This window comes from Pseudomonas sp. CH61 (assembly GCF_059429415.1).
The window spans coordinates 2,917,840-2,939,033 of sequence record NZ_CM182098.1; the positions used below are offsets into that span (position 1 = coordinate 2,917,840).

Genomic DNA, 21,194 nt, shown 5'->3' on the forward strand with positions numbered 1-21,194 from the left:
TGCAGAGCCAATATCTTTTTCGCATTACCTTAGGCCTGTTTTCCCCTCACCCCAGCCCTCTCCCGGAGGGAGAGGGAGCCGACCGGGTTGTTTTGCGGTATGCATCGACCTGAACAACCGGGTTGGATTCGGTAAATATCGTTCAGGTCAGTGCAACGCTCAAGATCACCTCGGTCAGTACCCTCACCCCAGCCCTCTCCCAGAGGGAGAGGGAGCCGACCGAGTTGTTTTGCGGTATGCATCGACCTGAACAACCGGGTTGGATTCGGCGGATATCGTTCAGGTCGGTGTAGCACTCAAGATCCCCCCGGTCGGTCCCCTCTCCCTCTGGGAGAGGGTTAGGGTGAGGGAACCAGACGACTCGGTATCAAGCGTCCTGCAACGCACGCGGCCGTTGGCTGCGTTGTTCGGCACTGGCGTCCGGCGCCTGCTGCAACTGGAAGTCGAACTTCAGCTCGGCATAACGCCCCGACACCGCGTCCTCACGGAACACCACCTCCCCGACCAAGCCTTCACGGGTCGCATAGGCGAAGTCATCCCACAAATACTGATCACCCGACAGATTGATCTGCGTGGTCAGATGCCGATGCCCCGGCGCGCTGATAAAGAAATGCACATGGGCCGGCCGCTGGCCATGGCGGCCGAGTTGGTTCAGGCATTCCTGGGTCGGCCCCTGCGGGTCGCAGCCATAGCCGGATGGCACGATACTGCGAGCGTAGTAGCGGCCTTCGGCGTCGGTAATGATGCGTCGACGCAAGTTGTACTCGGATTGGCTTGGGTCGAAAAACGAATAGGTACCCTTGGTGTTGGCGTGCCACAGGTCAACGGTGGCACCGGCCAACGGTTGGCCATGCAGATCGAACACCTGACCTTCTAGGTGCATAACGGTGGCGATGCCCTCCTCGCTGCCATCATCCATCCGGCACTCCCCTTCGCACAGGGGCGCGCCGGCCACGTACAGCGGGCCTTCGATGGTGCGCGGCGTGCCGCCGGTCAAGCCGATTTGTGCGTCCTTGGCGTCCTGCAACAGGTCGAGAAAATGCTCGATTCCGAGGCCGGCAACCAGCAGTCCTGCCTCCGAACGCACGCCCAAACGGTTGAGATAGTCGACCGCTTTCCAGAACTCGTCCTCGCTGATCTCGAGGTCTTCGATGATCTTGGCGCTGTCCTGCAAGATGCGCAGGACGATGGTTTTCAGCCGGGAGTTGCCGTCATCGTTGGCAAAACCGGCGGCTTCTCTGAAGAATTCCTGCAGTTCGGCAGTGTGGGCAATTTTCACGGTCATGGTGGTTACCTCATCTTGTTGTTTTGTCGACGCAGTTCTTGAGTTCCAGCACCGTCCCTTGTAGGAGTGAGCCTGCTCGCGATAGCGGTCTGCCAGTTGCCATCGATGCTGAATGACACACCGCTATCGCGAGCAGGCTCACTCCTACAGGGACCGGGTTGGGTCAGCGGTCGTCGCTGTGGATCGACGACGGATGCCGGCAGAGGCCATCGACCTCAATGTCCATGTAGGGAAACAGCGGCAAAAGCATCAGCGTGTCGTGCAGGGCCTCGACGCTCGGCACATCGAACACGCTGTAATTGGCGTAATGCCCGGCGATGCGCCACAGGTGCCGCCAGACGCCTTCGCGTTGCAGCCGTTGCGCCAGTTCCTTTTCGTCCGCCTTGAGCCGGGAGGCCAGCGAGGGGTCCATGTCGACAGGCAATTTCACGGTCATTTTTACGTGGAACAGCATGGTGACTCTCCTGATTCAGTGGCGACGAAAACGCGCCAGACGCTCTTCGTCCAGCGTCAGGCCAAGGCCCGGGGTTCGCGGGATGTGCAAGTGGAAATCGCGGTACTGCGGCGTTTCAGTGACGATGTCTTCGGTCAGCAACATCGGGCCAAATAGCTCCGTGTCCCAGGTCAGCTGCTTGAGCGTGAGGAAGGCGTGCGCCGAGGCCAGCGTGCCGACGGAGCCTTCGAGCATCGTGCCGCCGTACAGCGCGATGCCGGCGGCCTCGGCGATCTGCGCGGTTCTGAGCACGGCACGCGGGCCGCCGTTCTTGGCGATTTTCAGGGCGAACACACTGGCAGCGCCGTCGGCGGCAAGGCTGAAAGCATCCTCGACGCTTTCGATCGATTCATCGGCCATGATCGGTGCCGGGCTGTGCTGGTTGAGGCGAATCTGCCCTGAGCGGTTGACCCGCGAGATCGGCTGTTCAATCAGGTCGATGCCGTTGTCACCCAGTACCTGACAGCCGCGAATCGCCTGGGATTCGTCCCAATACTGGTTAACGTCAACCCGCACACTGGCGCGCTCGCCCAAGGCTTTTTTGATCGCCACCACATGCTTGAGATCCTGCTCCAGCGGGTTGGCGCCGATCTTCAATTTGAAGATGCGATGGCGACGCGCTTCGAGCATCTGCTCGGCTTCAGCGATGTCGCGGGCGGTGTCGCCGCTGGCCAGGGTCCAGGCCACTTCTAGGCTGTCCCGTACGCGGCCGCCGAGCAGTTCGCTGACCGGCAGACCGAGGCGTTTGCCTTGCGCATCGAGCAGTGCGCTTTCGATGGCGGACTTGGCGAAAGTATTGCCCTTGGCAATTTTGTCGAGCCGCTGCATCGCCGCGTTGATGTTGTTGGCGTCCATACCCACCAGCGCCGGAGCCAGATGTGCGTCGATATTGGCTTTGATGCTTTCCGGGCTTTCATAACCGTAAGCGAGACCGCCGATGGTGGTGGCTTCGCCGATGCCTTCAATACCATCGCTGCAACGTAGGCGCAGGATTACCAGGGTCTGCCTCTGCATCGTGTGCATCGCCAGTTTGTGCGGGCGAATGGTCGGCAGGTCGACGATGATAGTCGTCAGGTTTTCAATCAGGATTCGCTGCATTTCAATGTCCCTTGAAAAGTAATCAACCGAGGTCGCCACCACCAACCGGCAGAGTTACACCGGTGATGTAAGAAGCATCGTCGGAGGCGAGAAAGAGGATCGCGCCGACCTGTTCGTCGAGGCTGCCGTAGCGTTTCATCAGGCTGCTGTCGAGGGTTTGCGCGACGATTTCCTGATACCAGGCCTGCTCCTGCGCCGACGGTTCGGCGGCATTGCGCGGGATCCTCCGGGGCGGTGCTTCGGTACCGCCCGGTGCGGTGGCATTGACGCGAATACCGCGCTCGGCGTTTTCAAAGGCCAGGCACGCGGTCAGCGCATTGATGCCGCCCTTGGCCGCGCCGTACGGCACGCGATTGACGCTGCGGGTAGCAATCGATGAAACGTTGACGATGGCGCCACGACCTTGCTTGAGCATGTACGGCAGCGCGGCGTGGCAACACCACAGGGTCGGGAACAGCGAGCGGCGCACTTCAGCCTCGATCTGTTCGACTTCGTAATGCTCGAAGGGCTTGGCCCAGATCGTGCCGCCGACGTTATTGATCAGGATGTCGAGTCGGCCGAAGGTGTTGATCGCATCGGCCATGACCCGTGCGCAATCGGCGTATTGCTCAAGGTCGGCGGTCAGCGCGAGAACGCCCTCGCCTTGCAGCTCGTGAACCAGCTCGGAGCGGTCGACGGCGACCACTTGCGCGCCTTCGCGCAACAGGCGTTCGCACACACGGCGGCCGATACCCTGCGCCGCGCCGGTGACCAGCGCGACCTTGTTGGAGAATCTGTTGTTCATGACAACCTCGAAAAAGGATTTCAGGCAGCCGCAGCGGCAAATTTTTCGTAGTAGAAATTCGCCGGGGTGATGCCCTGCTCGCGGATGTATTGGCTGACCGCATCAACCATCGGCGGCGGCCCGCACAGGTACACGTCGACGTCGCCTTCATTGAGGTGGCGCGGCTCGATGTGCTGGGTGACGTAGCCCTTGAGCGGATGCGCGCTCTGCGGATTGGCCACGCACGCGCCGAAGCTGAAATTGGCGATCCGTGCGGCAAAGGACTCGAGACGATCAAGTTCGACCAGATCGAAATCGTTGGTCACGCCGTAGATCAAATGCACGGGATGATCGCTGCCCTGCTCGGCGATCTTTTCCAGCATCGCGGTGAACGGTGCCAGGCCGGTGCCGCCCGCCAACAACAGCAGCGGCCGTTTGATTTCGCGCAAATAGAAGCTGCCCAACGGGCCGGCCAGACTCATACTGTCGCCGGCCTTGGCCAGACCGGTGAGGAAGCTGCTCATCAGGCCACCGGGCACGTTGCGGATCAGGAAACTGACCTCGCCGTCCTTCTGCAATGAGCTGAAGGAATAAGCGCGGGTCTGTTCGCTGCCGGGCACTTGCAGATTGACGTACTGGCCCGGCAGAAACGCCAGTTTGCTCAGCGCTTCGCCCTTGATCGACAGCGCGATAGTGCTTTCGGACAACTGCCGGACAGCGCTGATCGATGCCTGGAAGTTCGCTTGTTCGGTCTTGCACACCTGCGAGCCTGCCGGCACTCGCACCACACAATCGCTTTCAGCGCGCATCTGGCAGGTCAGCACATAACCTTGTGCGAGTTCGTTGGCGCTCAAGGCGTCTTCGATGAAGTTGTCGCCCATGTCGTACCGCCCGGCCTCGGCGAAACATTTGCAGGTGCCGCAGGCGCCGTCACGGCAGTCCAGCGGGATGTTGATGCCTTGGCGATACGCCGCGTCGGCCACGGTTTCATGGCCGCCGGCTTCGATGAAACGGGTGACGCCGTCTTCAAAATTAAGCGCAATCTGGAAATTCATGGTGCACCTCGCCGTGTCGACTAGATGTGGTAGATGTCGATGACCTGACGGACGTAATCGTTTTTCAGCACGACTTTCTTGGCCTTGATCAGCGGCTGTTCGCCACGCAGATCGAGGGTGTAGAAACTGCTGCCGAAGTAGCTGTCGGTGACCTGATAGCGAAAGCTCAGGGTGTGCCAGTTGAAGCGCACCAGACACTGGTCTGCGCTCTGCTCGACGATTTCGATGTTGCTCAGGTTGTGCGAGGTGCGGGTGTCGGGAATGGTCGCGCTGGAGCGCTCGGTCTTGATCCGGAAGATGCGGTCTTCGAGGCCGCCACGGTTGCCGTACCAGATCAGCGAGATTTCGCTTTGCGGGTCTTCGGTGAGCGTGTCGTTGTCGTCCCAGGCCGGCATCCAGAAAGTGGCGTCGGCGGCGTACAGTTCCAGCCATTGATCCCACTGGCCGTCATCGAGATAACGCGCCTCGCGGTAGAGAAAATCGCGCACGCTGTCGTAGAGGTTGCTCATCACACGGCCTCCACGGGGATCAGTTGTGGTTCGGTGGCAGCGGCTTTGAGCATGGTTTCCTGCCAGTACTTGTGTTGCAGCACGAACAGGCCTTCGTCTTCGGTGCGCATGCCGGAGAGCAGAGGTTTCAGATCGATTTCTTCGGCGGCTGCGTCGGCGCCTTCAACCCAGTGGGTCGCGCCCCGGGACATGTCGTTCCAGCCACGGCCAGCGCCGTAACCGGTCTGGCACGAGCGGAACTCTTCGAGGTCATCCGGCGTAGCCATGCCGCTGACGTTGAAGAAGTCTTCGTACTGACGAATGCGCTTGGCCCGCGCTTCAGCGCTCTCACCTTTGGGAGCGATGCAGTAAATGGTGATTTCGGTCTTGTCGACCGAGATCGGCCGGGCGATGCGGATCTGCGAACTGAACTGATCCATCAGGTACACGTTGGGGTACAGGCACAGGTTGCGCGAGTTTTCGATCATCCAGTCGGCACGGGCCTGACCGAAATCCCGCGCCAGTTCGTCGCGACGCTCGTAGGCGGGACGGTCTTCGGGGTTGGCCCAGCGGGTCCAGAGCAGCAGATGGCCGTGATCGAACGAGTAGAAACCGCCGCCTTTCTTCGCCCAACTGCCGGCGCTCATGGTCTTGATCGCCTCACCTGCTTCGCGCTGCTGGCGCTGGTTCTGGGTGGCGGCGTAGTTCCAGTGCACCGAGCTGACATGGTAGCCGTCGGCGCCATTTTCAGCGGTGAGTTTCCAATTGCCTTCGTAAATGTAAGAGCTGGAGCCGCGCAACACTTCCAGGCCTTCTGGCGACTGATCGACGATCATGTCGATGATCTTGGCGGATTCGCCCAGATGTTCAGCAAGGGATTTCACATCGGCATTCAGGCTGCCGAACAGGAAGCCGCGATAGGACTCGAAACGCGCGACTTTGCTCAGGTCGTGAGAGCCTTCGCAGTTGAAACCTTGCGGGTATCCAGCCTCGCTCGGGTCTTTGACCTTGAGCAGTTTGCCGCTGTTGTTGAACGTCCAGCCGTGAAACGGGCAGGTGTAGCTGGAGCGGTTGCCGGACTTGTGCCGGCACAACATGGCGCCGCGATGGCTGCAAGCATTGAGGAAGGCGTTGAGCACACCGTCCTTGTTGCGCGCGATGAAGATCGGCTGGCGCCCCATGGTGGTGGTGAGAAAATCGTTGTTGTTGGGCAGCTGGCTTTCGTGGGCGAGGTAAATCCAGTTGCCTTCGAAGATGTGCGCCATTTCCAGTTCGAACAGCCGCGGATCAGTGAACATCTCCCGCTTGCAGCGGTAGGCGCCCTTCTCCTTGTCTTCTTCAAGCATGGCATTGAGGTAGTCGATTCCCAGGGACATGGCCGGGGCCTCCATTGTTATTGTTCAGGCCAGGTCAGATTAGGGAGGCGAAGCACGGGGCAATAGCCGAATCCTGCAGATCGCTATCCGTTTTGTGCAGGATGGCGCGGCAGATGATTCGGCGTGTTTCGGAAGGGGTTTAGCGCTGTGTTTTAGTGGCGGCGTTTGAAGGTCTGCGACGGCAGTTCGCCGAACTGTTGGCGATAGCTTTCGGAGAAACGGCCGAGGTGCAGGAAGCCGTAGTCCAGGGCCAGTTCGGTGAGATTGCGTACCGGGCAGCTCGGATCGCTGAGGCAGGCGTGGATGCGCGCAAGCTTGCGTTGGCGGATGTATTGCATCGGCGTAACGCCCAGTTGGCGTTCAAACAAGGTGTACAGCGAGCGCGGGCTCATGCTCGCCTGTGCGGCCAGATGTTCGGCGGGCAAATCCAGTTTAAGGTTGCGTTCGATGTAATCGAGAATGCGCTCGAAGCTGACGCTCGGCGCATTCAGGCACTCACGGCTGACGTTGGTGCTCATCAGCGAGATCAGTTTGCTGCCGATGATCTGCGCGTAATGCTCCTGCACGCGTAGCAACGGATCGCTGGCCTCGGCTTCCTGACAGATCATCGCCAGCAGATTGGTGAAGCCTTCCAGCTCTTCCAGCCGATAGTGATTGCGCAGGAACCGGATACCGCTTGCCGGACGCTGCCAGCGCTGCTCGTCGCACACCGATTCGAGCACGCTGACCGGTACCTTGAGGATGAATTTCTCGCAGTCTTCCGAGTACGTCAGATCGACCGGGTCATCCGGGTTGATCAACAGCAACTCGCCAGGCACGAGATGCTGTTCGTGCTTGTGCCCGCGCCACAGGCAATTGCCTTGCAAGAGCACTTGCAGGTGGTAAACGGTCTCCAGCGCCACTGAGGTCACGCGCACGCTGCCGCCATAGCTGATGCGGGCCAGATCGAGATCGGCGAGTTTGCGATGGTTGAGGCTGGCTTGCGGGTGGGTGGTTCTGGACAGGCCGATGAAGTGCTGGCCGACGTGCTGATTGACGTAGTCGGAGACGGCATAAGGGTCAGCGTGACGGAACACGCTGCTGCGATCGCTCAGCAGATGGCTGTCCATGGGGCATTGCTCGTTGTTGTCGTTATTTTCGGATCACGGGGTTTCAGGCATCACGAGTCACAGTACGCCGGAGTGTCACGGTGGGCAATTGGACGAAGGTTTGGGTATTCGATAATCGAACACTTCCTGTGGATTACGGAGTGGTTTATCCATCGCCTACACTTGCCGAAGAAATGCCCTACACGCAAAAAAAACCGACACAGAAAAATCCTACTTATGACAGTTTTATAAAACAAAAAAAGCCCGTTTCAGTCGAAACTGAAACGGGCTTCTCCCACCTCAACGGCCGTTACTTCAGGTCGTCAAAGTGGTCTCGCAGGAACTCGTAAAAGCGAAATGCTTTAAACAATCTCCATACAAGGCTCAGCGTACGCAGCAAAAGCTTCATACGTTTTGGCCTCCAGGGCTGGGGGCCAAACCTCCGGCAAACTTACCGGATCATGCTTGCCTTCAGCCTGCACGTTAAAGCAGCTAGTGAGGCGGCCGGTTGAAACCCCTCCGAAACATCATTCCGGCACGGGTGCAAAACCGTGTCAAAGGGCATGAAACCGTTGAGTCACCAGCCTGGCCTCACCGTTGCTTGAACAAGTGAGCGCCCGCATCATAACCTTCATTCAAAGGCTTTCAGGAAAAGTAATTTTCTGTTTTGTTATGCATTATTTCTGCCAGCTTTTTCTGGAAATTAAATAGCGCAAACAACCAGTTCCATACGAACTTTAACCTTGCAAGGGGGCACAAAGACTCCTACCATGAGCGAACGTTAAAGCAGCTAGTGAAGCAACAAACCTCGGTCGCAAACCAAGGTTTACAAAAGAACCGCCCCGCAAAGGCGGTTTTTTTTCGTCTGTCCTTTCACTGCATCCGCCGATGAAAATCAGATCACAACACCCGTGCCCACGTCTGACTCAGCAGATCCTTGCCAAAGCTGTGAACCGCTTCTTCCTCCACCAGTTCAAACCCGGCCTGCTGATAAATCTTGCGTGCAGCCGTCAGGTTGCTGGTCGTCCACAGGGTCATTTTCTGGTAGCCAATCTGCCGGGCAAAGCGCAGGCACTCCTCGACCAGACGACTGCCAATGCCCAAGCCCCGCGCGCTGGCGTCGACGTAGAGCATGCGCAGTTTGGCGGTCGTTTCATCCTGGCGGACGATGAACACGGAGCCGATGACCTTGCCGTCCTTTTCCGCAATCCAGCAGCGCTCACAGGTGGGGTCGTAGTCGCGCAGGTACTTGGCGACCACCTCCGCCACCAACGCCTCGAACTCCGCGTTCCAACCGTATTCACGGGAATACAGAGCCGCTTGTTGCTGCATCACCGTGCCCATGTCGCCGGGCTGCGGATCGCGTAACACGTAGTTCGAATCCTTGTTGCCTTGCAGCAGTGTCTGGATCAACGTCATGGCGCCGATCAATTGTTTCTGCTGCGGTTCAGACAACCGCTCGAGCATGGCGACGATCTGTTCGCGGGAAGCCTTTTCCAGCGGGATCAGGATTTCACGGCCCAGGTCAGTAAGGTGTAATTGCGCAGCGCGAGCATCCGTGGGTGACGGCACTTTCTGGATCAGGCCGCGCTTCTCGAAACCGCTGATGATGCGGCTCATATAACCGGCGTCGAGGCCGAGCATCTGGCGCAGATCCGCGCTGGTCAGATCACCGCGCGAGGCCAATTCATACAAGATGCGCAGCTCGGTCAGCGAGTAGTCGCTTTGCAGCAAATGCTCCTGCAATACGCCGATCTGATGGGTGTAGAAGCGGTTGAAGCCGCGCACAACGTCGGCTTGCTCGAGGAGATGGCTGCTGGACATGGCAAACACTCAGATAATTGCTTACGGCAACTATATATTTGCCTAACGCAACCATGTCAACAGAAAGCTATTTGCATTTGGCCAAGACCACCTGACAGGTGTTCGGCGTGCCCCCGGAGCGCCCGGCATAACGGATGCAGTTGTTCAGCGACTTCTGCCGGGCCATGTTCAGACTGGAACCCCAGGCCAGACCGCCCTCACCGACCGACGGCAAGGCTTTGGCGTAGCAGGCATCGCCAACACCGGATGGTGGATAGTGTTTTCGGCTGGAGCAGCCTGCGCCAAGCGTCAGGCTAAGACCGATCAGGGTGAGCATGCCCCAGAACGAGCATCGGTTAATCATCGCATTCCACCTGCCGGCAAAGGGGTCGAGACCTACAGAGTCTAGCCCCCTCACCTGCACAAATCTTCTAAACGCCCTTCACCATTGCGCGGTATTTTATGGGGCCGCACCTTTCAATGGCGAACACTGGAGCCTTCGTGGATAAACGCAACTGGATCGAGCTGTCCCAGGATGTCGACACCGGGATTGAATCGATTCGCGCTCACTTTGAGGGCCATGCCTACGATCCGCACTGGCATGACAGCTTCCTCGTCGGCGTCACCGAGCAAGGTGTGCAGCAGTTCAATTGTCGCCGTGTGCGCCATCGCAGTACGCCGGGCAACGTGTTCTTGCTGGAGCCGGGAGAAATCCACGATGGCCAGGCGCCGACCGAGGACGGTTTCACTTATTCGATGCTCTACCTCGACCCACATTGGCTTGAGCGTGAAATGCACGCGCTGTTCGAAGATGCACCGTCCGACAGCCAGCCCGGTTTTGCCGACACGCTGAGCCAGGACCCGCGTCTGGCCACAGCGATCAGTCAAGCCTTCCATGCGTTGCATGACGGTGATCTGCGTATCGTCCGGCAAACCGCCATCGACGGATTGCTGAGCTCGCTCACGCGCCATCTCGACTGGCGCAAGCGCCTGGACTTCGATCCGCGCCTGCCGTTGGTGGCGCAACTGGCGCGGGATTATCTGCACGCGCATACCTATGAAGATATCGGTCTCGACGATCTGGCGCAGGTCTGCGGCGTGGACCGTTTTCGTCTCAGCCGCGCCTTCAAGTCGGCTTTTGGCCTGGCGCCGCACGCGTACCTGATCCAGTTGCGCCTGGCAAAGGCGCGGCAGTTACTGGCCCGGGGTGAAACGCCGGCGCAGGTCGCCAGCGTGCTCGGTTTTTCTGACCAGAGTCACATGGGGCGGTGGTTCCGCCGAGCCTATCAACTCACCCCCGCCGACTACCGCAAGCGCTGCTCAAACCTTCCAGACTGACCCACAACGACTGGCGATCATGGCTTCCTGTGTTTACTTCCAAGGAATCCGCCCATGGCGTCGTTATTGCCCTTCCTGCTGTTTGCTTTCGTTGCTTCGATCACGCCGGGGCCGACCAATATTCTGGTGCTGAGCCACAGTTCGCGCCAAGGCTTGCTCGCCACGCTGCCGATCATTTTTGGCGCCTGCGCGGCGGCGGCACTGATAGTGCTGGTGGTTGGCCTCGGTGCCGGCGAAACCTTGCTGCGCTACCCGCGTGTGCAGCAAGCCATGGCCTGGGTCGGTGTGCTCTGGTTGAGCTGGCTGGCGTGGCAGATCTTCCGCAGCACGCCGCCATCGCTGGACCCGACGGATACGCAGGAAGAAGGTTTCAGCGTGCTGGGCGCCGCCATGCTGCAACTGGTCAATCCCAAGGTGTGGATGATGGCCGTGGCGGTGGTCAGCGTGTTTGTCGGCGGTGGCGACAAGACCTTGCGACTGCTGGTGCTGTCGCTGGCGTTCTTGCTGGTGTCGTTGCCGTGCATGACGTTGTGGGCGTTACTGGGTGTGGGCAGCGCGCGGTTGATGGGATCGCCAAAGGCGTTCAAGCGGATGAATGCGGCACTGGCGCTGTTGTTACTGCTCTCGGCATGGCTGACTGTCCTGAAATAACTCCACTGTAGGAGCTGCCGAAGGCTGCGATCTGTTGATCTTGATCTTAAAAAACAGAATCAAAAGATCGCAGCCTTCGGCAGCTCCTACATAGCGCTTCAATACCATTTCATCAGGGTGAGGTGGCCTGTCGATACTCGCGCGGCGTAAACCCGGTCGAGGCCTTGAACTGCCGAGTGAAGGCGCTGTGATCGGTATAGCCGCATTGCAGCGCCACATCGGTAATCGGCAGGTCGGTGTGCAGCAAGCGGTGCGCGTGTTCGAGCCGCACTTTCTGGATCATCTGCCGTGGCGTCAGGTGGAACACGCGTTTGCAGTAGCGCTCCAGTTGCGCGACTGAAATACCGGCGATGCGCGTCAGTTCACCGAGGGTGACGCGGCGATTGAAATTCGCGCGGATGTGCTCATCGACTGCCGCCAGCCGCTCGAATGCCGGGTGGGTTTCACTGGCAGATTGCAGGTCCACCGAAATGCCCGCCAGACCAATGATCACCCCGTCACGGTTGTACAGCGGCTGCTTGTGCGTCAGGCACCAACCCGGTTCGCGACTGCCGTACAGATGCAGTTCGAGCTGGTCCTCCAGCACAAAGCCCTCCTCCAGCACCTTGCGGTCCTGCTCGGTATAGCCCGGCCCGAGTTGCGCCGGGAATACCTGCGCGCTGGTCTTGCCCAGTAACGGACGCAAATCTTTCAAGCCACAGCGCTGCACCAGCGTGCGATTCGCGAGCACGTAACGGGCCTGCACATCCTTGATGAAAATCGCCGCGTTAGGGATCACATCGAGCATCGGCAACAACAGCGCCGCACCGGCCAACAACTCCTCCAGTGTCTGCGGACGATGCCCATCGATGCCTTGAGACAGGATCGAAAACGCCTGTTGCATCAAAGATTCCTCTCGTAACGTGGATGGACGAAGCGCCCGCCATGCGGCCTTCGCGTGCAGATTGCAGCATCGTTCAAGACCTGTCGAGGGCCACGTTTCGCCAGTGCGATTGTGCTGATTTCGTCATCGAAGCCGCCGCAAAACATCAATCGCCACACCATCGATGAGTTCAAAGTCTGGCCGTCCCAGTGACACAACTGCCTATCCAATAACTCACAAGAAGGCGATGCCATGTCAGGCCAAGGCAAGTTCAAAAAACAGCTTTCACTGATCGACCTCACATTTATCGGGCTCGGTGCGATTTTCGGTTCAGGCTGGTTGTTCGCGGCCAGTCATGTGTCCGCCATTGCCGGGCCGGCGGGGATTTTTTCCTGGCTGCTGGGCGGTTTTGCCGTGTTGTTGCTGGGCATCGTCTATTGCGAGCTGGGCGCTGCATTGCCGCGAGCCGGCGGCGTGGTGCGTTATCCGGTTTACTCCCACGGGCCGCTGCTCGGCTACCTGATGGGCTTCATCACCCTGATTGCGTTTTCCAGTCTGGTGGCGATTGAGGTGGTTGCCTCGCGCCAATACGCGGCAGCGTGGTTTCCCGAGCTGACCAAGGCTGGCAGCGGCGATCCGACGATCCTCGGCTGGATGGTGCAGTTCGGCCTGCTCTGTGTGTTCTTCCTGCTCAACTACCGCAGCGTAAAGACCTTCGCCAAGGCCAACAATCTGGTCAGCGTGTTCAAGTTCATCGTGCCGTTGCTGGTGATCGGCGTGCTGTTCAGCTTCTTCAAACCGGCGAATTTCCAAGTACAAGGTTTCGCCCCGTTCGGCTTGTCCGGTATCGAAATGGCGGTGTCGGCGGGCGGTGTGATTTTCGCTTACCTGGGGCTGACGCCGATCATCTCGGTGGCCAGTGAAGTGAAGAATCCACAGCGCACCATTCCCATCGCACTGATCCTCTCGGTGCTGCTGTCGACGTTGATTTATGTGCTGCTGCAAATGGCCTTTCTCGGCAGCATCCCGACCGAAATGCTCGCCAATGGCTGGGCCGGGATCAGCAAGGAATTTTCCCTGCCGTACCGCGACATCGCACTGGCACTGGGTGTGGGCTGGCTGGCCTATCTGGTGGTCGCCGATGCGGTGATCTCGCCGAGTGGCTGCGGCAACATCTACATGAACGCCACCCCGCGAGTGATCTATGGCTGGGCGCAGACCGGGACCTTCTTCAAAGTCTTCACCCACATCGATGAAAAGTCCGGCATCCCGCGTCCGGCGCTGTGGCTGACCTTTGCCCTGTCGGTGTTCTGGACCCTGCCGTTCCCGTCCTGGGAAGCGCTGATCAACGTGGTCTCCGCCGCGCTGGTGCTGAGCTACGCCGTGGCACCTGTGTCAGTCGCCGCGCTGCGCCGCAATGCGCCGGACATGCCACGCCCGTTCCGGGTCAAATGCATGGGCGTGCTCGGGCCAGTGTCGTTCATCATCGCCGCGCTGATCGTCTACTGGTCGGGCTGGAACACCGTGTCGTGGCTGCTCGGCCTGCAAATCCTGATGTTCGTTGTGTATCTGCTGTGCGGTCGTTTTGTGCCGACCGCTCACCTCAATCTGGCCAGCCAAGTGCGTTCCTCGGCGTGGCTGATCGCCTTCTACGCGGTGACCATCGTGCTGTCGAAACTCGGCACCTTTGGTGGCCTGGGCATCCTCGCCCATCCGTTCGACACCATTGTCGTCGCTGCTTGCGCCACCGGCATTTATTACTGGGGCGCGGCGACTGGTGTGCCGGCGCATCTGCTGCGTCTGGAAGAGGACGATGAAGAAAGCGAAGCCCCCGCCCCCGCATCGACCGTGGCTGCGCGCCCTGCCGGCGCCTACTGAAATCACCTAAAGGAATCTATCCATGAAAGAACTACACGTCATTGATTCCCACACCGGCGGTGAACCCACGCGTCTGGTGATGACAGGCTTCCCCGATCTGCCCGGCAACAGCATGGTCGAGAAACGCGATGCGCTGCGCACTCAGCATGATCAATGGCGCCGCGCCTGCCTGCTGGAACCGCGCGGCAACGATGTGCTGGTCGGCGCGTTGTATTGCGCGCCGGTCTCGCCGGACGCCACGTGCGGGGTGATTTTCTTCAACAACGCCGGTTATCTGGGTATGTGCGGCCACGGCACCATCGGCCTGATCAACTCGTTGCAGTATCTGGGAAAAATCCAACCGGGCATCCACAAGATCGATACGCCTGTCGGCCCGGTCAGCGCCACGTTGCATGAGGACGGGACCGTCACCTTGGGCAACGTCCCCGCTTATCGCCACCGCAGACAGGTGCCGGTGGATGTTCCGGGTTACGGCCGCGTGTTGGGCGATATCGCCTATGGCGGCAACTGGTTCTTCCTCGTGTCCGAGCACGGTCAGACGCTGACGATGGACAACGTCGAACACCTCACCGCTTACACCTGGGCGATGCTCAAAGCCCTCGAAGACCAAGGCATTTACGGCGAAGACGGTGCCGTCATCGACCACATCGAACTGTTCGCCGATGACGATCAGGCCGACAGCCGCAACTTCGTCATGTGCCCCGGCAAAGCCTACGACCGCTCCCCGTGCGGCACCGGCACCAGCGCCAAACTCGCCTGTCTGGCCGCCGACGACAAGCTGCAACCCGGCGCAACCTGGGTGCAGGCGAGCATCACCGGCAGCCAGTTCGAAGGCCGCTTCGAATGGCAAGGCGAACGCATTCGTCCGTACATCACCGGACGCGCGTACATGACCGCCGACAGCACCTTGCTGATCGATGAAGCAGACCCGTTCGCGTGGGGCATCTGAGCCACCGCGCAGACTTTTCACCTTACTTTGAATGATGTGCCAAGGAGTTAAAACAATGAGCGACAACATCTTCACCGGTTGCATGCCGGCCCTGATGACCCCGTGCACCGCCCAGCGCAAACCGGACTTCGACGCGTTGGTGGCCAAGGGTCGCGAACTGATCGATATCGGCATGAGCGCCGTGGTTTATTGCGGTTCGATGGGCGACTGGCCGTTGCTCACCGAGGCTGAACGGCAGGAAGGCGTGGCGCGTCTGGTCGCTGCCGGGATTCCAACCATCGTCGGCACCGGCGCGGTGAATTCCCGTGAAGCGGTTTCCCATGCAGCCCACGCGGCGAAAGTCGGCGCGCAGGGTTTGATGGTGATTCCGCGCGTACTGTCCCGTGGTGCTTCGCCGGCCGCGCAAAAAGCCCACTTCGCCGCGATTCTGCAAGCCGCACCGAACCTTCCAGCAGTGATCTACAACAGCCCTTACTACGGCTTCGCCACCCGCGCCGACCTGTTCTTCGAACTGCGCCGCGAGCACCCGAACCTGATTGGCTTCAAGGAGTTTGGCGGTGGCGCCGACCTGCGTTACGCCGCCGAAAACATCACCTCCAAAGATGAAGACGTGACGCTGATGGTCGGCGTCGATACCCAAGTGGTGCACGGTTTCGTCAACTGCAACGCCACCGGCGCGATCACCGGTATCGGCAACGCCCTGCCCCGCGAGGTGCTGCAATTGGTCGCGCTGAGCAAGCAAGCGGCCAAGGGTGATGCCAAGGCCCGTCGTCAGGCGCGGGAGCTGGAATCGGCGCTGGCAGTGCTGTCGTCGTTCGATGAAGGCTGCGATCTGGTGCTGTATTACAAGCACCTGATGGTGCTCAACGGCGACAAGGAATACACCCTGCACTTCAACGAAACCGATGCGTTGAGCGATTCGCAGCGGCGTTATGCCGAGAAGCAGTACTCGCTGTTCCGTCACTGGTACGAGAACTGGTCGGCGGAACAGAACTTCGCCTGATCAACACCTCCTCACCTGCCGTTATGCGTTGCGCTAAGCGGCAGGCATTTCCCTTTTTCTCAGGAAGACACCATGACTCTGACGGGCCACATGCTGATCGGGCAGCACTCGGTTGCGGGCAATCGCGCCGCCATTCACGGGATCAATCCGGCCACCGATGAAGCGCTGCAACCGGCGTATGCCGGTGGATCGGCCGAGCATGTCGAACAGGCCTGTGCTCTGGCGTGGGCAGCGTTCGATGTTTATCGCGAGACCACCCTGAATGTCCGCGCCGAATTTATTGAAAGCATTGCCAAGGAAATCGAAGCCCTCGGCGATGAACTGATCGACCGGGCTCACGCGGAAACCGGCCTGCCGCGACCACGACTGCTAGGTGAACGCGGGCGTACTTGCCAGCAATTAAGAATGTTCGCCCGCACGGTTCGCGCCGGTGAATGGCTGGACGTACGCGTCGATAGCGCGCAGCCGCAGCGTCAACCGCTGCCGCGTGCGGATCTGCGTCAACGGCAGATTGCACTGGGGCCGGTCGCGGTATTCGGCGCGAGCAATTTTCCACTGGCGTTTTCCGTGGCCGGTGGTGACACCGCGTCAGCATTGGCCGCCGGTTGCCCGGTGATCGTCAAGGCGCACAGCGCGCATCCCGGCACCAGCGAACTGGTCGGTCGCGCAGTGGCGCGGGCAGTGAAAGCCTGTGGTTTGCCGGAAGGCGTGTTCTCGTTGCTGTACGGTTCCGGCCGCGAGGTGGGCATTGCGCTGGTCACTGATCCACGGATCAAAGCAGTGGGTTTCACCGGTTCGCGCAGCGGCGGTCTGGCATTGATTCAAGCGGCGCAAGCACGGCCCGAGCCGATTCCGGTATACGCGGAAATGAGTTCGATCAATCCGGTGCTGCTGTTTCCGGCGGCGCTGGAGAATCGCACGCAGGCGTTGGCTGAAGGGTTTGTGGCGTCGCTGATGCTGGGCGCGGGCCAGTTCTGCACCAATCCGGGCTTGGTGATTGCCTTGAAAGGACCGGCGCTGGACAGATTCATTGGCGCCACCACCAAAATTATTCAACGCAGTCCGGCGCAAACGATGCTGACACCGGGCATCTTCAGTGCTTACGAATCTGCCGTGAATGCGCTGGCCGAGAATGCCAGTGCGAACATCGCCGGTGTTGGTCAGACCGGCAACGGCCCGAACCAATGTCAGGCCCATGTATTCGTGACCGAAGCCGCCGACTTTCTCGCCGATCACCGCCTGCAAGCCGAAGCCTTCGGTGCAGCTGCGTTGATTGTGCAATGCGAAAGTGAAGCTGAAATCCGTCAGGTCAGCGAACATCTGGAAGGCCAGTTGACCGCCACGTTGCACCTTGATGACCAAGACCTGGAACAGGCACGCGCCCTGCTGCCAACACTGGAACGCAAGGCCGGTCGCTTGCTGATCAATGGCTGGCCCACCGGGGTCGAGGTGTGTGACGCAATGGTGCACGGCGGGCCGTTCCCGGCCACCTCCGACTCGCGCACGACATCCGTCGGTACAGCGGCGATCCTGCGTTTTCTGCGCCCGGTCTGCTATCAGGACTTCCCGGACAGCCTGTTGCCGACCGCACTGAAGCAGGCCAATCCGCTGCAATTGCGGCGTCTGCTCGATGGGCAAAGGGAAGCTCTGCACCATGGCGAATAACGTCTCCCACGACATCGCCGTGGTCGGCGCCGGCATCATCGGCGTCGCCTGCGCACTACGTCTGGCTCGCCAGGGATTGCGCGTAGCGGTCATCGATCAGCAGCAACCCGGCCACGGTGCTTCGTTCGGAAACGCCGGGCATCTGGCGACCGAGCAGGTGTTTCCGATTGCCGACGCGTCCATCCTCAAGCGCCTGCCGGCCATGCTGATGGACCCGATGGGGCCATTGCGACTGGACTGGAAGTACCTGCCGCGCGCCTTGCCGTGGTTCACCCGCCTGCTGCTGAACCTGCGCCCGGCGCCGTTTCAGAATACTGTGGCAGGCTTGCGCGCCCTGAATGAAAGCAGTCTGGAGGCCTGGCAGCGCTTGCTCGCCGACATCCAGCGGCCGGACCTGCTGAAGATCGATGGTTCGTTACTGGTGTTCGAACGTCCCGAATCGCGTCAGGCAATCCAGGCATTACAGGCTCGACTGCATCAGCAGCAGGTGCCGGTCGATTACTGGCAGGCCGGCGCCATCCGCGAAACCGCGCCGCAACTCAGCGAACAGATTCAGGGTGGGTTGTTCTTCCCCCGCACCGGGCACTTCATCGACCCGTATCGCGTGGTGTGTGAATTGGTCGAAGCGGCCAAGACCAGCGGCGTGAGCTTCGTACAGCAGCAGGTTCAGGGTGGCTATGTGCAAGAGCACGGGGTGACGCTGACCACCGGCAATGGCGGTCTGACTGCACGCCGCGTGCTGATCGCCTGTGGCGCACATTCGGCGAAACTCACCGCCGCCCTCACCGGCAAAAAAGTACCGCTGGACACCGAGCGCGGGTATCACCTGATGCTGCCTCAGGAACACGACCGACTGCCCTTCCCCGTCACCTCACTGGAACGCAAGTTCATCATGACGCCGATGTCCGAGGGGTTGCGGTTGGCGGGCACCGTCGAGTTCGCCGGTCTGGAAAAACCACCGAGCATGGAACGCGCGTGGCAGTTGCATCGGTTGAGTCAGGGCTTGTTTCGCAAGGATCTGAGCGCTGAAGCGGCGACGCCGTGGATGGGCTTTCGACCGTCGTTGCCGGATTCGTTGCCGGTGATTGATCGGGTCTGTGGAGGTAAGGTGTTGCTTGCTTTTGGCCATCAGCATCTGGGGCTGACGCAGGCGGCGGTGACAGCGGAGATGGTGGTGCGGATGGCTTTGCCGGCAACGACGCATCAGGTGACTGATCTGACGGCAGATGAACGCTTCAGACTCGATCGTTTCTGAACGGCGGGTGCCGATGCGATTGAGCGTCTGCCCTCAAGTGATCGGTTGTAACGCTTCTTTCAGCGCTCCTGGCGACATTGCAGCTAGCCGTTCCGCCGGGAGCATCAGCTCCCCTTTTCATACAGCGCCAATATCATCAACCAGACATTGTTCCCACGGCGGACAAGGTGACCACGCGTCTAAGAGCTTGTCGATGAACAGGCGGATCTTGGGCGAAAGGTGTCGTTTGCTGGGATAGATGATCCGGATGGGTTCTGCGGCCTCAGCGTATTCTTCGAGCAGTTGAACAAGCTTGCCGCTGCGTAGTTGGTGGCTCACTACGTACGACGGCAGTGTCGCAATACCCAAGCCCGCCATCGCGCACTCATGCAGCGCTTCCGCGCTGTCCATCTGTAGCCGCCCACCTTGAGTAAAGGCAACCGCTTGGCCGTCTACTCGAAAATTCCATGGAAGTAATCGTCCCCCGCTGACGAAATGCAGACATTCGTGCGTGGACAGTTCTTCGGGCGTTTGCGGCCGTGGATGCTCAGCCAGATAGTGGGGTGAAGCACAGGTGATCATCTGCTGGTACGCCACGGTGCGTGTCAGCAATCGAGAATCCTCTTTGGGCGGGCCAATTCGCATGGCCAGATCAAACCCCTCATCAATGAGGTCTACCAGTCGGTCGGAAAACGTAACGTCGACACTTAGCGAAGGCCAGTCCTTCAGACAGCATTCGATATGCGGGAGAACGTGAAGCCTACCCAGTGCGACCGGCAGACTCATACGCAATCGCCCACTGGGTGTCGAGCGACGAAACGCCAGTGCATCTTCGACATCGTCAAGATCTTGAAGGATGCCAACGCAGCGCTCGTAGAGAACCTGACCGTCGTCCGTCAGGCTCAGACTGCGGGTTGTGCGGTTGAGTAACCGCACTTGCAATCGAGCTTCCAGCCTGACAATCGATTTACCCACTGCCGAACGAGTGAGACCTAATTGCTTGGCAGCTGCGGTAAAGCTTCCGGCATTTACAGAACTCACAAAAGCCGCGATGTCGTTCAGGTTATGAATTTCCATACTTCCTCACTCGATCAACGTTCGGGCGCCCCGGCACTCGCTATGGGGAACCCTATTCCCCAATCAAGAGAATAGTATCTCAATTAGCTAATCCAACGCCCTCCTTCAATCGAGATCACTATGAATACGAAAGTAAAAGCAGCCGTTCAAACCTGGGCCAACAGCCTGAGCGATTTGGTACCTGTCCTCAAAGGCATTGATACCACCACGAAAATGAGCGATATCCGCGACGCCTACGCAGGAATGCTCGCGCAAAATCCAGCGCCCACCGGCGTCAGGTTCGAAGCAGTCGACATGGGCGGTGTTCCAGGGACCCTGGTGACACCCGATGAAGTCAAGACCGACGCAGTTGTGATGTACATCCATGGCGGGGCGTATATTGTCGGCCGTCCAGATGGCTACCACGGCATTGGTGGCAACTACGCGAAAATGCTGGGTGCTCGTGTATACATGCCTGACTACCGCCTGGCCCCGGAGCACAAATTCCCCGCATCCATCGACGACACACTGCGCGCCTACGAGTGGTTGCTTGAGCAGAAAATCCCGGCTGAAAAAATCGCGTTTTCCGGCGAGTCGGCTGGCGGCGCAATGGTTGTAAGCGTGATGGTGGCGGCCAAATCCAAAGGGCTTGCGTTACCTGCGGTGGGTTCTTCGATCTCGCCTTGGGCAAATCTCGAACACACCGGCGCCTCTATGAGCAACCGTGAGGGCCTGGATCCGCTGAATTCCAAGCCTGTTCTGGATATTCTTGCCAGAACATTCCTTGGCGAGACACTGGCCAACCATCCTCTGGCATCGCCGGTTTTCGCGGACGTCACTGGACTCCCACCCATTCTGATTCAGATTGGCGAGAACGAGCTGATGCTGAGTGACGCGATGCGGCTTGCCAGCCATCTGGCGGACAACCGTGTCCGAGTCAATCTCGAGGTATGGCCTGCCATGTTCCACGCCTGGCACTTCTACTCTGCCATGCTGCCAGAAGGTCAACAGGCAATGGAGAGCTCAGTACGTTTCATTGAGGCGGGTCTGGCCAAAGCCAGTCGCTGAATAGAAATTCAGACGGCGGGAGCTGTTCAGTTCCCGCCGTT

At 59.6% G+C, this 21,194-nt stretch carries 20 protein-coding genes; 8 read left to right on the forward strand and 12 right to left on the reverse strand.

The window, feature by feature from the left end; genetic code table 11:
- Positions 1-367: 367 nt before the first annotated feature.
- From catA to AC5SEM_RS13120, 10 genes are all read right to left on the reverse strand, one after another.
- Entirely contained in the window at positions 368-1,285 is a 918-nt protein-coding gene (catA, locus tag AC5SEM_RS13075) for a catechol 1,2-dioxygenase (RefSeq protein WP_495473237.1), read from the reverse strand.
- 163 nt (positions 1,286-1,448) lie between these two features.
- Positions 1,449-1,739, reverse strand: a complete 291-nt coding sequence (gene catC / locus AC5SEM_RS13080; RefSeq protein ID WP_123593305.1) for a muconolactone Delta-isomerase — start codon at positions 1,737-1,739, stop codon at positions 1,449-1,451.
- 15 nt (positions 1,740-1,754) lie between these two features.
- Positions 1,755-2,876, reverse strand: coding sequence for a muconate cycloisomerase family protein (locus AC5SEM_RS13085; protein ID WP_495473238.1), 1,122 nt, complete (start codon positions 2,874-2,876; stop codon positions 1,755-1,757).
- Positions 2,877-2,898: 22 nt separating this feature from the next.
- Entirely contained in the window at positions 2,899-3,660 is a 762-nt protein-coding gene (locus AC5SEM_RS13090; RefSeq protein ID WP_077572493.1) for a 1,6-dihydroxycyclohexa-2,4-diene-1-carboxylate dehydrogenase, read from the reverse strand.
- A gap of 20 nt (positions 3,661-3,680) precedes the next feature.
- Entirely contained in the window at positions 3,681-4,694 is a 1,014-nt protein-coding gene (gene benC / locus AC5SEM_RS13095) for a benzoate 1,2-dioxygenase electron transfer component BenC (RefSeq protein WP_495473239.1), read from the reverse strand.
- Between the two features lie 20 nt (positions 4,695-4,714).
- Positions 4,715-5,203 (reverse strand): benzoate 1,2-dioxygenase small subunit, encoded by a 489-nt coding sequence (gene benB, locus AC5SEM_RS13100; RefSeq protein ID WP_137216584.1) that lies wholly within the window; start codon positions 5,201-5,203, stop codon positions 4,715-4,717.
- Positions 5,203-6,558, reverse strand: coding sequence for a benzoate 1,2-dioxygenase large subunit (benA, locus tag AC5SEM_RS13105; protein WP_123593310.1), 1,356 nt, complete (start codon positions 6,556-6,558; stop codon positions 5,203-5,205). Before benA ends, benB begins: the two co-directional genes overlap by 1 nt.
- A 152-nt stretch (positions 6,559-6,710) precedes the next feature.
- On the reverse strand, positions 6,711-7,667 hold the full coding sequence (locus AC5SEM_RS13110) for an AraC family transcriptional regulator (RefSeq protein WP_495473240.1): 957 nt from the start codon (positions 7,665-7,667) through the stop codon (positions 6,711-6,713).
- A gap of 879 nt (positions 7,668-8,546) precedes the next feature.
- A complete protein-coding gene (locus AC5SEM_RS13115; protein WP_495473241.1) occupies positions 8,547-9,470 on the reverse strand; it encodes a bifunctional helix-turn-helix transcriptional regulator/GNAT family N-acetyltransferase in 924 nt (307 codons plus the stop codon).
- A 67-nt stretch (positions 9,471-9,537) separates the two neighbouring features.
- The gene (locus tag AC5SEM_RS13120; protein ID WP_495473242.1) at positions 9,538-9,813 is read right to left on the reverse strand and encodes a hypothetical protein; all 276 of its coding nucleotides are present in this window, start codon (positions 9,811-9,813) and stop codon (positions 9,538-9,540) included.
- 137 nt (positions 9,814-9,950) lie between these two features.
- Here AC5SEM_RS13120 and AC5SEM_RS13125 point away from each other — a divergent pair, with 137 nt between their 5' ends.
- On the forward strand, positions 9,951-10,787 hold the full coding sequence (locus tag AC5SEM_RS13125) for an AraC family transcriptional regulator (protein ID WP_495473243.1): 837 nt from the start codon (positions 9,951-9,953) through the stop codon (positions 10,785-10,787).
- Positions 10,788-10,841: 54 nt separating this feature from the next.
- Positions 10,842-11,438, forward strand: a complete 597-nt coding sequence (locus AC5SEM_RS13130) for a LysE family translocator (RefSeq protein ID WP_495473244.1) — start codon at positions 10,842-10,844, stop codon at positions 11,436-11,438.
- A gap of 112 nt (positions 11,439-11,550) precedes the next feature.
- On the opposite strand, the gene AC5SEM_RS13135 is transcribed toward AC5SEM_RS13130, so the two are convergent.
- Positions 11,551-12,321 (reverse strand): AraC family transcriptional regulator, encoded by a 771-nt coding sequence (locus AC5SEM_RS13135; RefSeq protein ID WP_123593317.1) that lies wholly within the window; start codon positions 12,319-12,321, stop codon positions 11,551-11,553.
- 231 nt (positions 12,322-12,552) lie between these two features.
- Here AC5SEM_RS13135 and AC5SEM_RS13140 point away from each other — a divergent pair, with 231 nt between their 5' ends.
- From AC5SEM_RS13140 to AC5SEM_RS13160, 5 genes are all read left to right on the forward strand, one after another.
- Positions 12,553-14,178 (forward strand): APC family permease, encoded by a 1,626-nt coding sequence (locus AC5SEM_RS13140; RefSeq protein ID WP_495473245.1) that lies wholly within the window; start codon positions 12,553-12,555, stop codon positions 14,176-14,178.
- A 22-nt stretch (positions 14,179-14,200) separates the two neighbouring features.
- Complete coding sequence (locus AC5SEM_RS13145; RefSeq protein ID WP_495473246.1) at positions 14,201-15,127, forward strand: 4-hydroxyproline epimerase; 927 nt, start codon at positions 14,201-14,203, stop codon at positions 15,125-15,127.
- Between the two features lie 55 nt (positions 15,128-15,182).
- On the forward strand, positions 15,183-16,130 hold the full coding sequence (locus AC5SEM_RS13150) for a dihydrodipicolinate synthase family protein (protein WP_495473247.1): 948 nt from the start codon (positions 15,183-15,185) through the stop codon (positions 16,128-16,130).
- Positions 16,131-16,202: 72 nt separating this feature from the next.
- Positions 16,203-17,795, forward strand: coding sequence for an aldehyde dehydrogenase (NADP(+)) (locus AC5SEM_RS13155; RefSeq protein ID WP_495473248.1), 1,593 nt, complete (start codon positions 16,203-16,205; stop codon positions 17,793-17,795).
- Positions 17,785-19,050 carry an NAD(P)/FAD-dependent oxidoreductase gene (locus tag AC5SEM_RS13160; RefSeq protein ID WP_495473249.1) on the forward strand — a complete coding sequence of 422 codons (1,266 nt, stop codon included), beginning with the start codon at positions 17,785-17,787 and terminating at the stop codon, positions 19,048-19,050. The genes AC5SEM_RS13155 and AC5SEM_RS13160 overlap by 11 nt, the downstream gene beginning before the upstream one ends.
- A gap of 117 nt (positions 19,051-19,167) precedes the next feature.
- Here AC5SEM_RS13160 and AC5SEM_RS13165 read toward each other — a convergent pair whose 3' ends face one another.
- Entirely contained in the window at positions 19,168-20,106 is a 939-nt protein-coding gene (locus AC5SEM_RS13165; RefSeq protein WP_077572477.1) for a LysR family transcriptional regulator, read from the reverse strand.
- 120 nt (positions 20,107-20,226) lie between these two features.
- Here AC5SEM_RS13165 and AC5SEM_RS13170 point away from each other — a divergent pair, with 120 nt between their 5' ends.
- On the forward strand, positions 20,227-21,153 hold the full coding sequence (locus AC5SEM_RS13170; RefSeq protein WP_495473250.1) for an alpha/beta hydrolase: 927 nt from the start codon (positions 20,227-20,229) through the stop codon (positions 21,151-21,153).
- Positions 21,154-21,194: the final 41 nt, after the last annotated feature.

Bases quoted from the DNA above. Each gene is read 5' to 3' on its own strand.
- catA (WP_495473237.1), bottom strand. From the start codon at position 1,285: ATGACCGTGAAAATTGCCCACACTGCCGAACTGCAGGAATTCTTCAGA.
- benC (WP_495473239.1), bottom strand. From the start codon at position 4,694: ATGAATTTCCAGATTGCGCTTAATTTTGAAGACGGCGTCACCCGTTTC.
- AC5SEM_RS13170 (WP_495473250.1), top strand. From the start codon at position 20,227: ATGAATACGAAAGTAAAAGCAGCCGTTCAAACCTGGGCCAACAGCCTG.
- benA (WP_123593310.1), bottom strand. From the start codon at position 6,558: ATGTCCCTGGGAATCGACTACCTCAATGCCATGCTTGAAGAAGACAAG.
- AC5SEM_RS13150 (WP_495473247.1), top strand. From the start codon at position 15,183: ATGAGCGACAACATCTTCACCGGTTGCATGCCGGCCCTGATGACCCCG.
- AC5SEM_RS13090 (WP_077572493.1), bottom strand. From the start codon at position 3,660: ATGAACAACAGATTCTCCAACAAGGTCGCGCTGGTCACCGGCGCGGCG.
- AC5SEM_RS13165 (WP_077572477.1), bottom strand. From the start codon at position 20,106: ATGGAAATTCATAACCTGAACGACATCGCGGCTTTTGTGAGTTCTGTA.
- AC5SEM_RS13130 (WP_495473244.1), top strand. From the start codon at position 10,842: ATGGCGTCGTTATTGCCCTTCCTGCTGTTTGCTTTCGTTGCTTCGATC.
- AC5SEM_RS13160 (WP_495473249.1), top strand. From the start codon at position 17,785: ATGGCGAATAACGTCTCCCACGACATCGCCGTGGTCGGCGCCGGCATC.
- AC5SEM_RS13135 (WP_123593317.1), bottom strand. From the start codon at position 12,321: ATGCAACAGGCGTTTTCGATCCTGTCTCAAGGCATCGATGGGCATCGT.
- AC5SEM_RS13115 (WP_495473241.1), bottom strand. From the start codon at position 9,470: ATGTCCAGCAGCCATCTCCTCGAGCAAGCCGACGTTGTGCGCGGCTTC.
- benB (WP_137216584.1), bottom strand. From the start codon at position 5,203: ATGAGCAACCTCTACGACAGCGTGCGCGATTTTCTCTACCGCGAGGCG.
- AC5SEM_RS13120 (WP_495473242.1), bottom strand. From the start codon at position 9,813: ATGATTAACCGATGCTCGTTCTGGGGCATGCTCACCCTGATCGGTCTT.
- AC5SEM_RS13155 (WP_495473248.1), top strand. From the start codon at position 16,203: ATGACTCTGACGGGCCACATGCTGATCGGGCAGCACTCGGTTGCGGGC.
- catC (WP_123593305.1), bottom strand. From the start codon at position 1,739: ATGCTGTTCCACGTAAAAATGACCGTGAAATTGCCTGTCGACATGGAC.
- AC5SEM_RS13110 (WP_495473240.1), bottom strand. From the start codon at position 7,667: ATGGACAGCCATCTGCTGAGCGATCGCAGCAGCGTGTTCCGTCACGCT.
- AC5SEM_RS13145 (WP_495473246.1), top strand. From the start codon at position 14,201: ATGAAAGAACTACACGTCATTGATTCCCACACCGGCGGTGAACCCACG.
- AC5SEM_RS13140 (WP_495473245.1), top strand. From the start codon at position 12,553: ATGTCAGGCCAAGGCAAGTTCAAAAAACAGCTTTCACTGATCGACCTC.
- AC5SEM_RS13085 (WP_495473238.1), bottom strand. From the start codon at position 2,876: ATGCAGCGAATCCTGATTGAAAACCTGACGACTATCATCGTCGACCTG.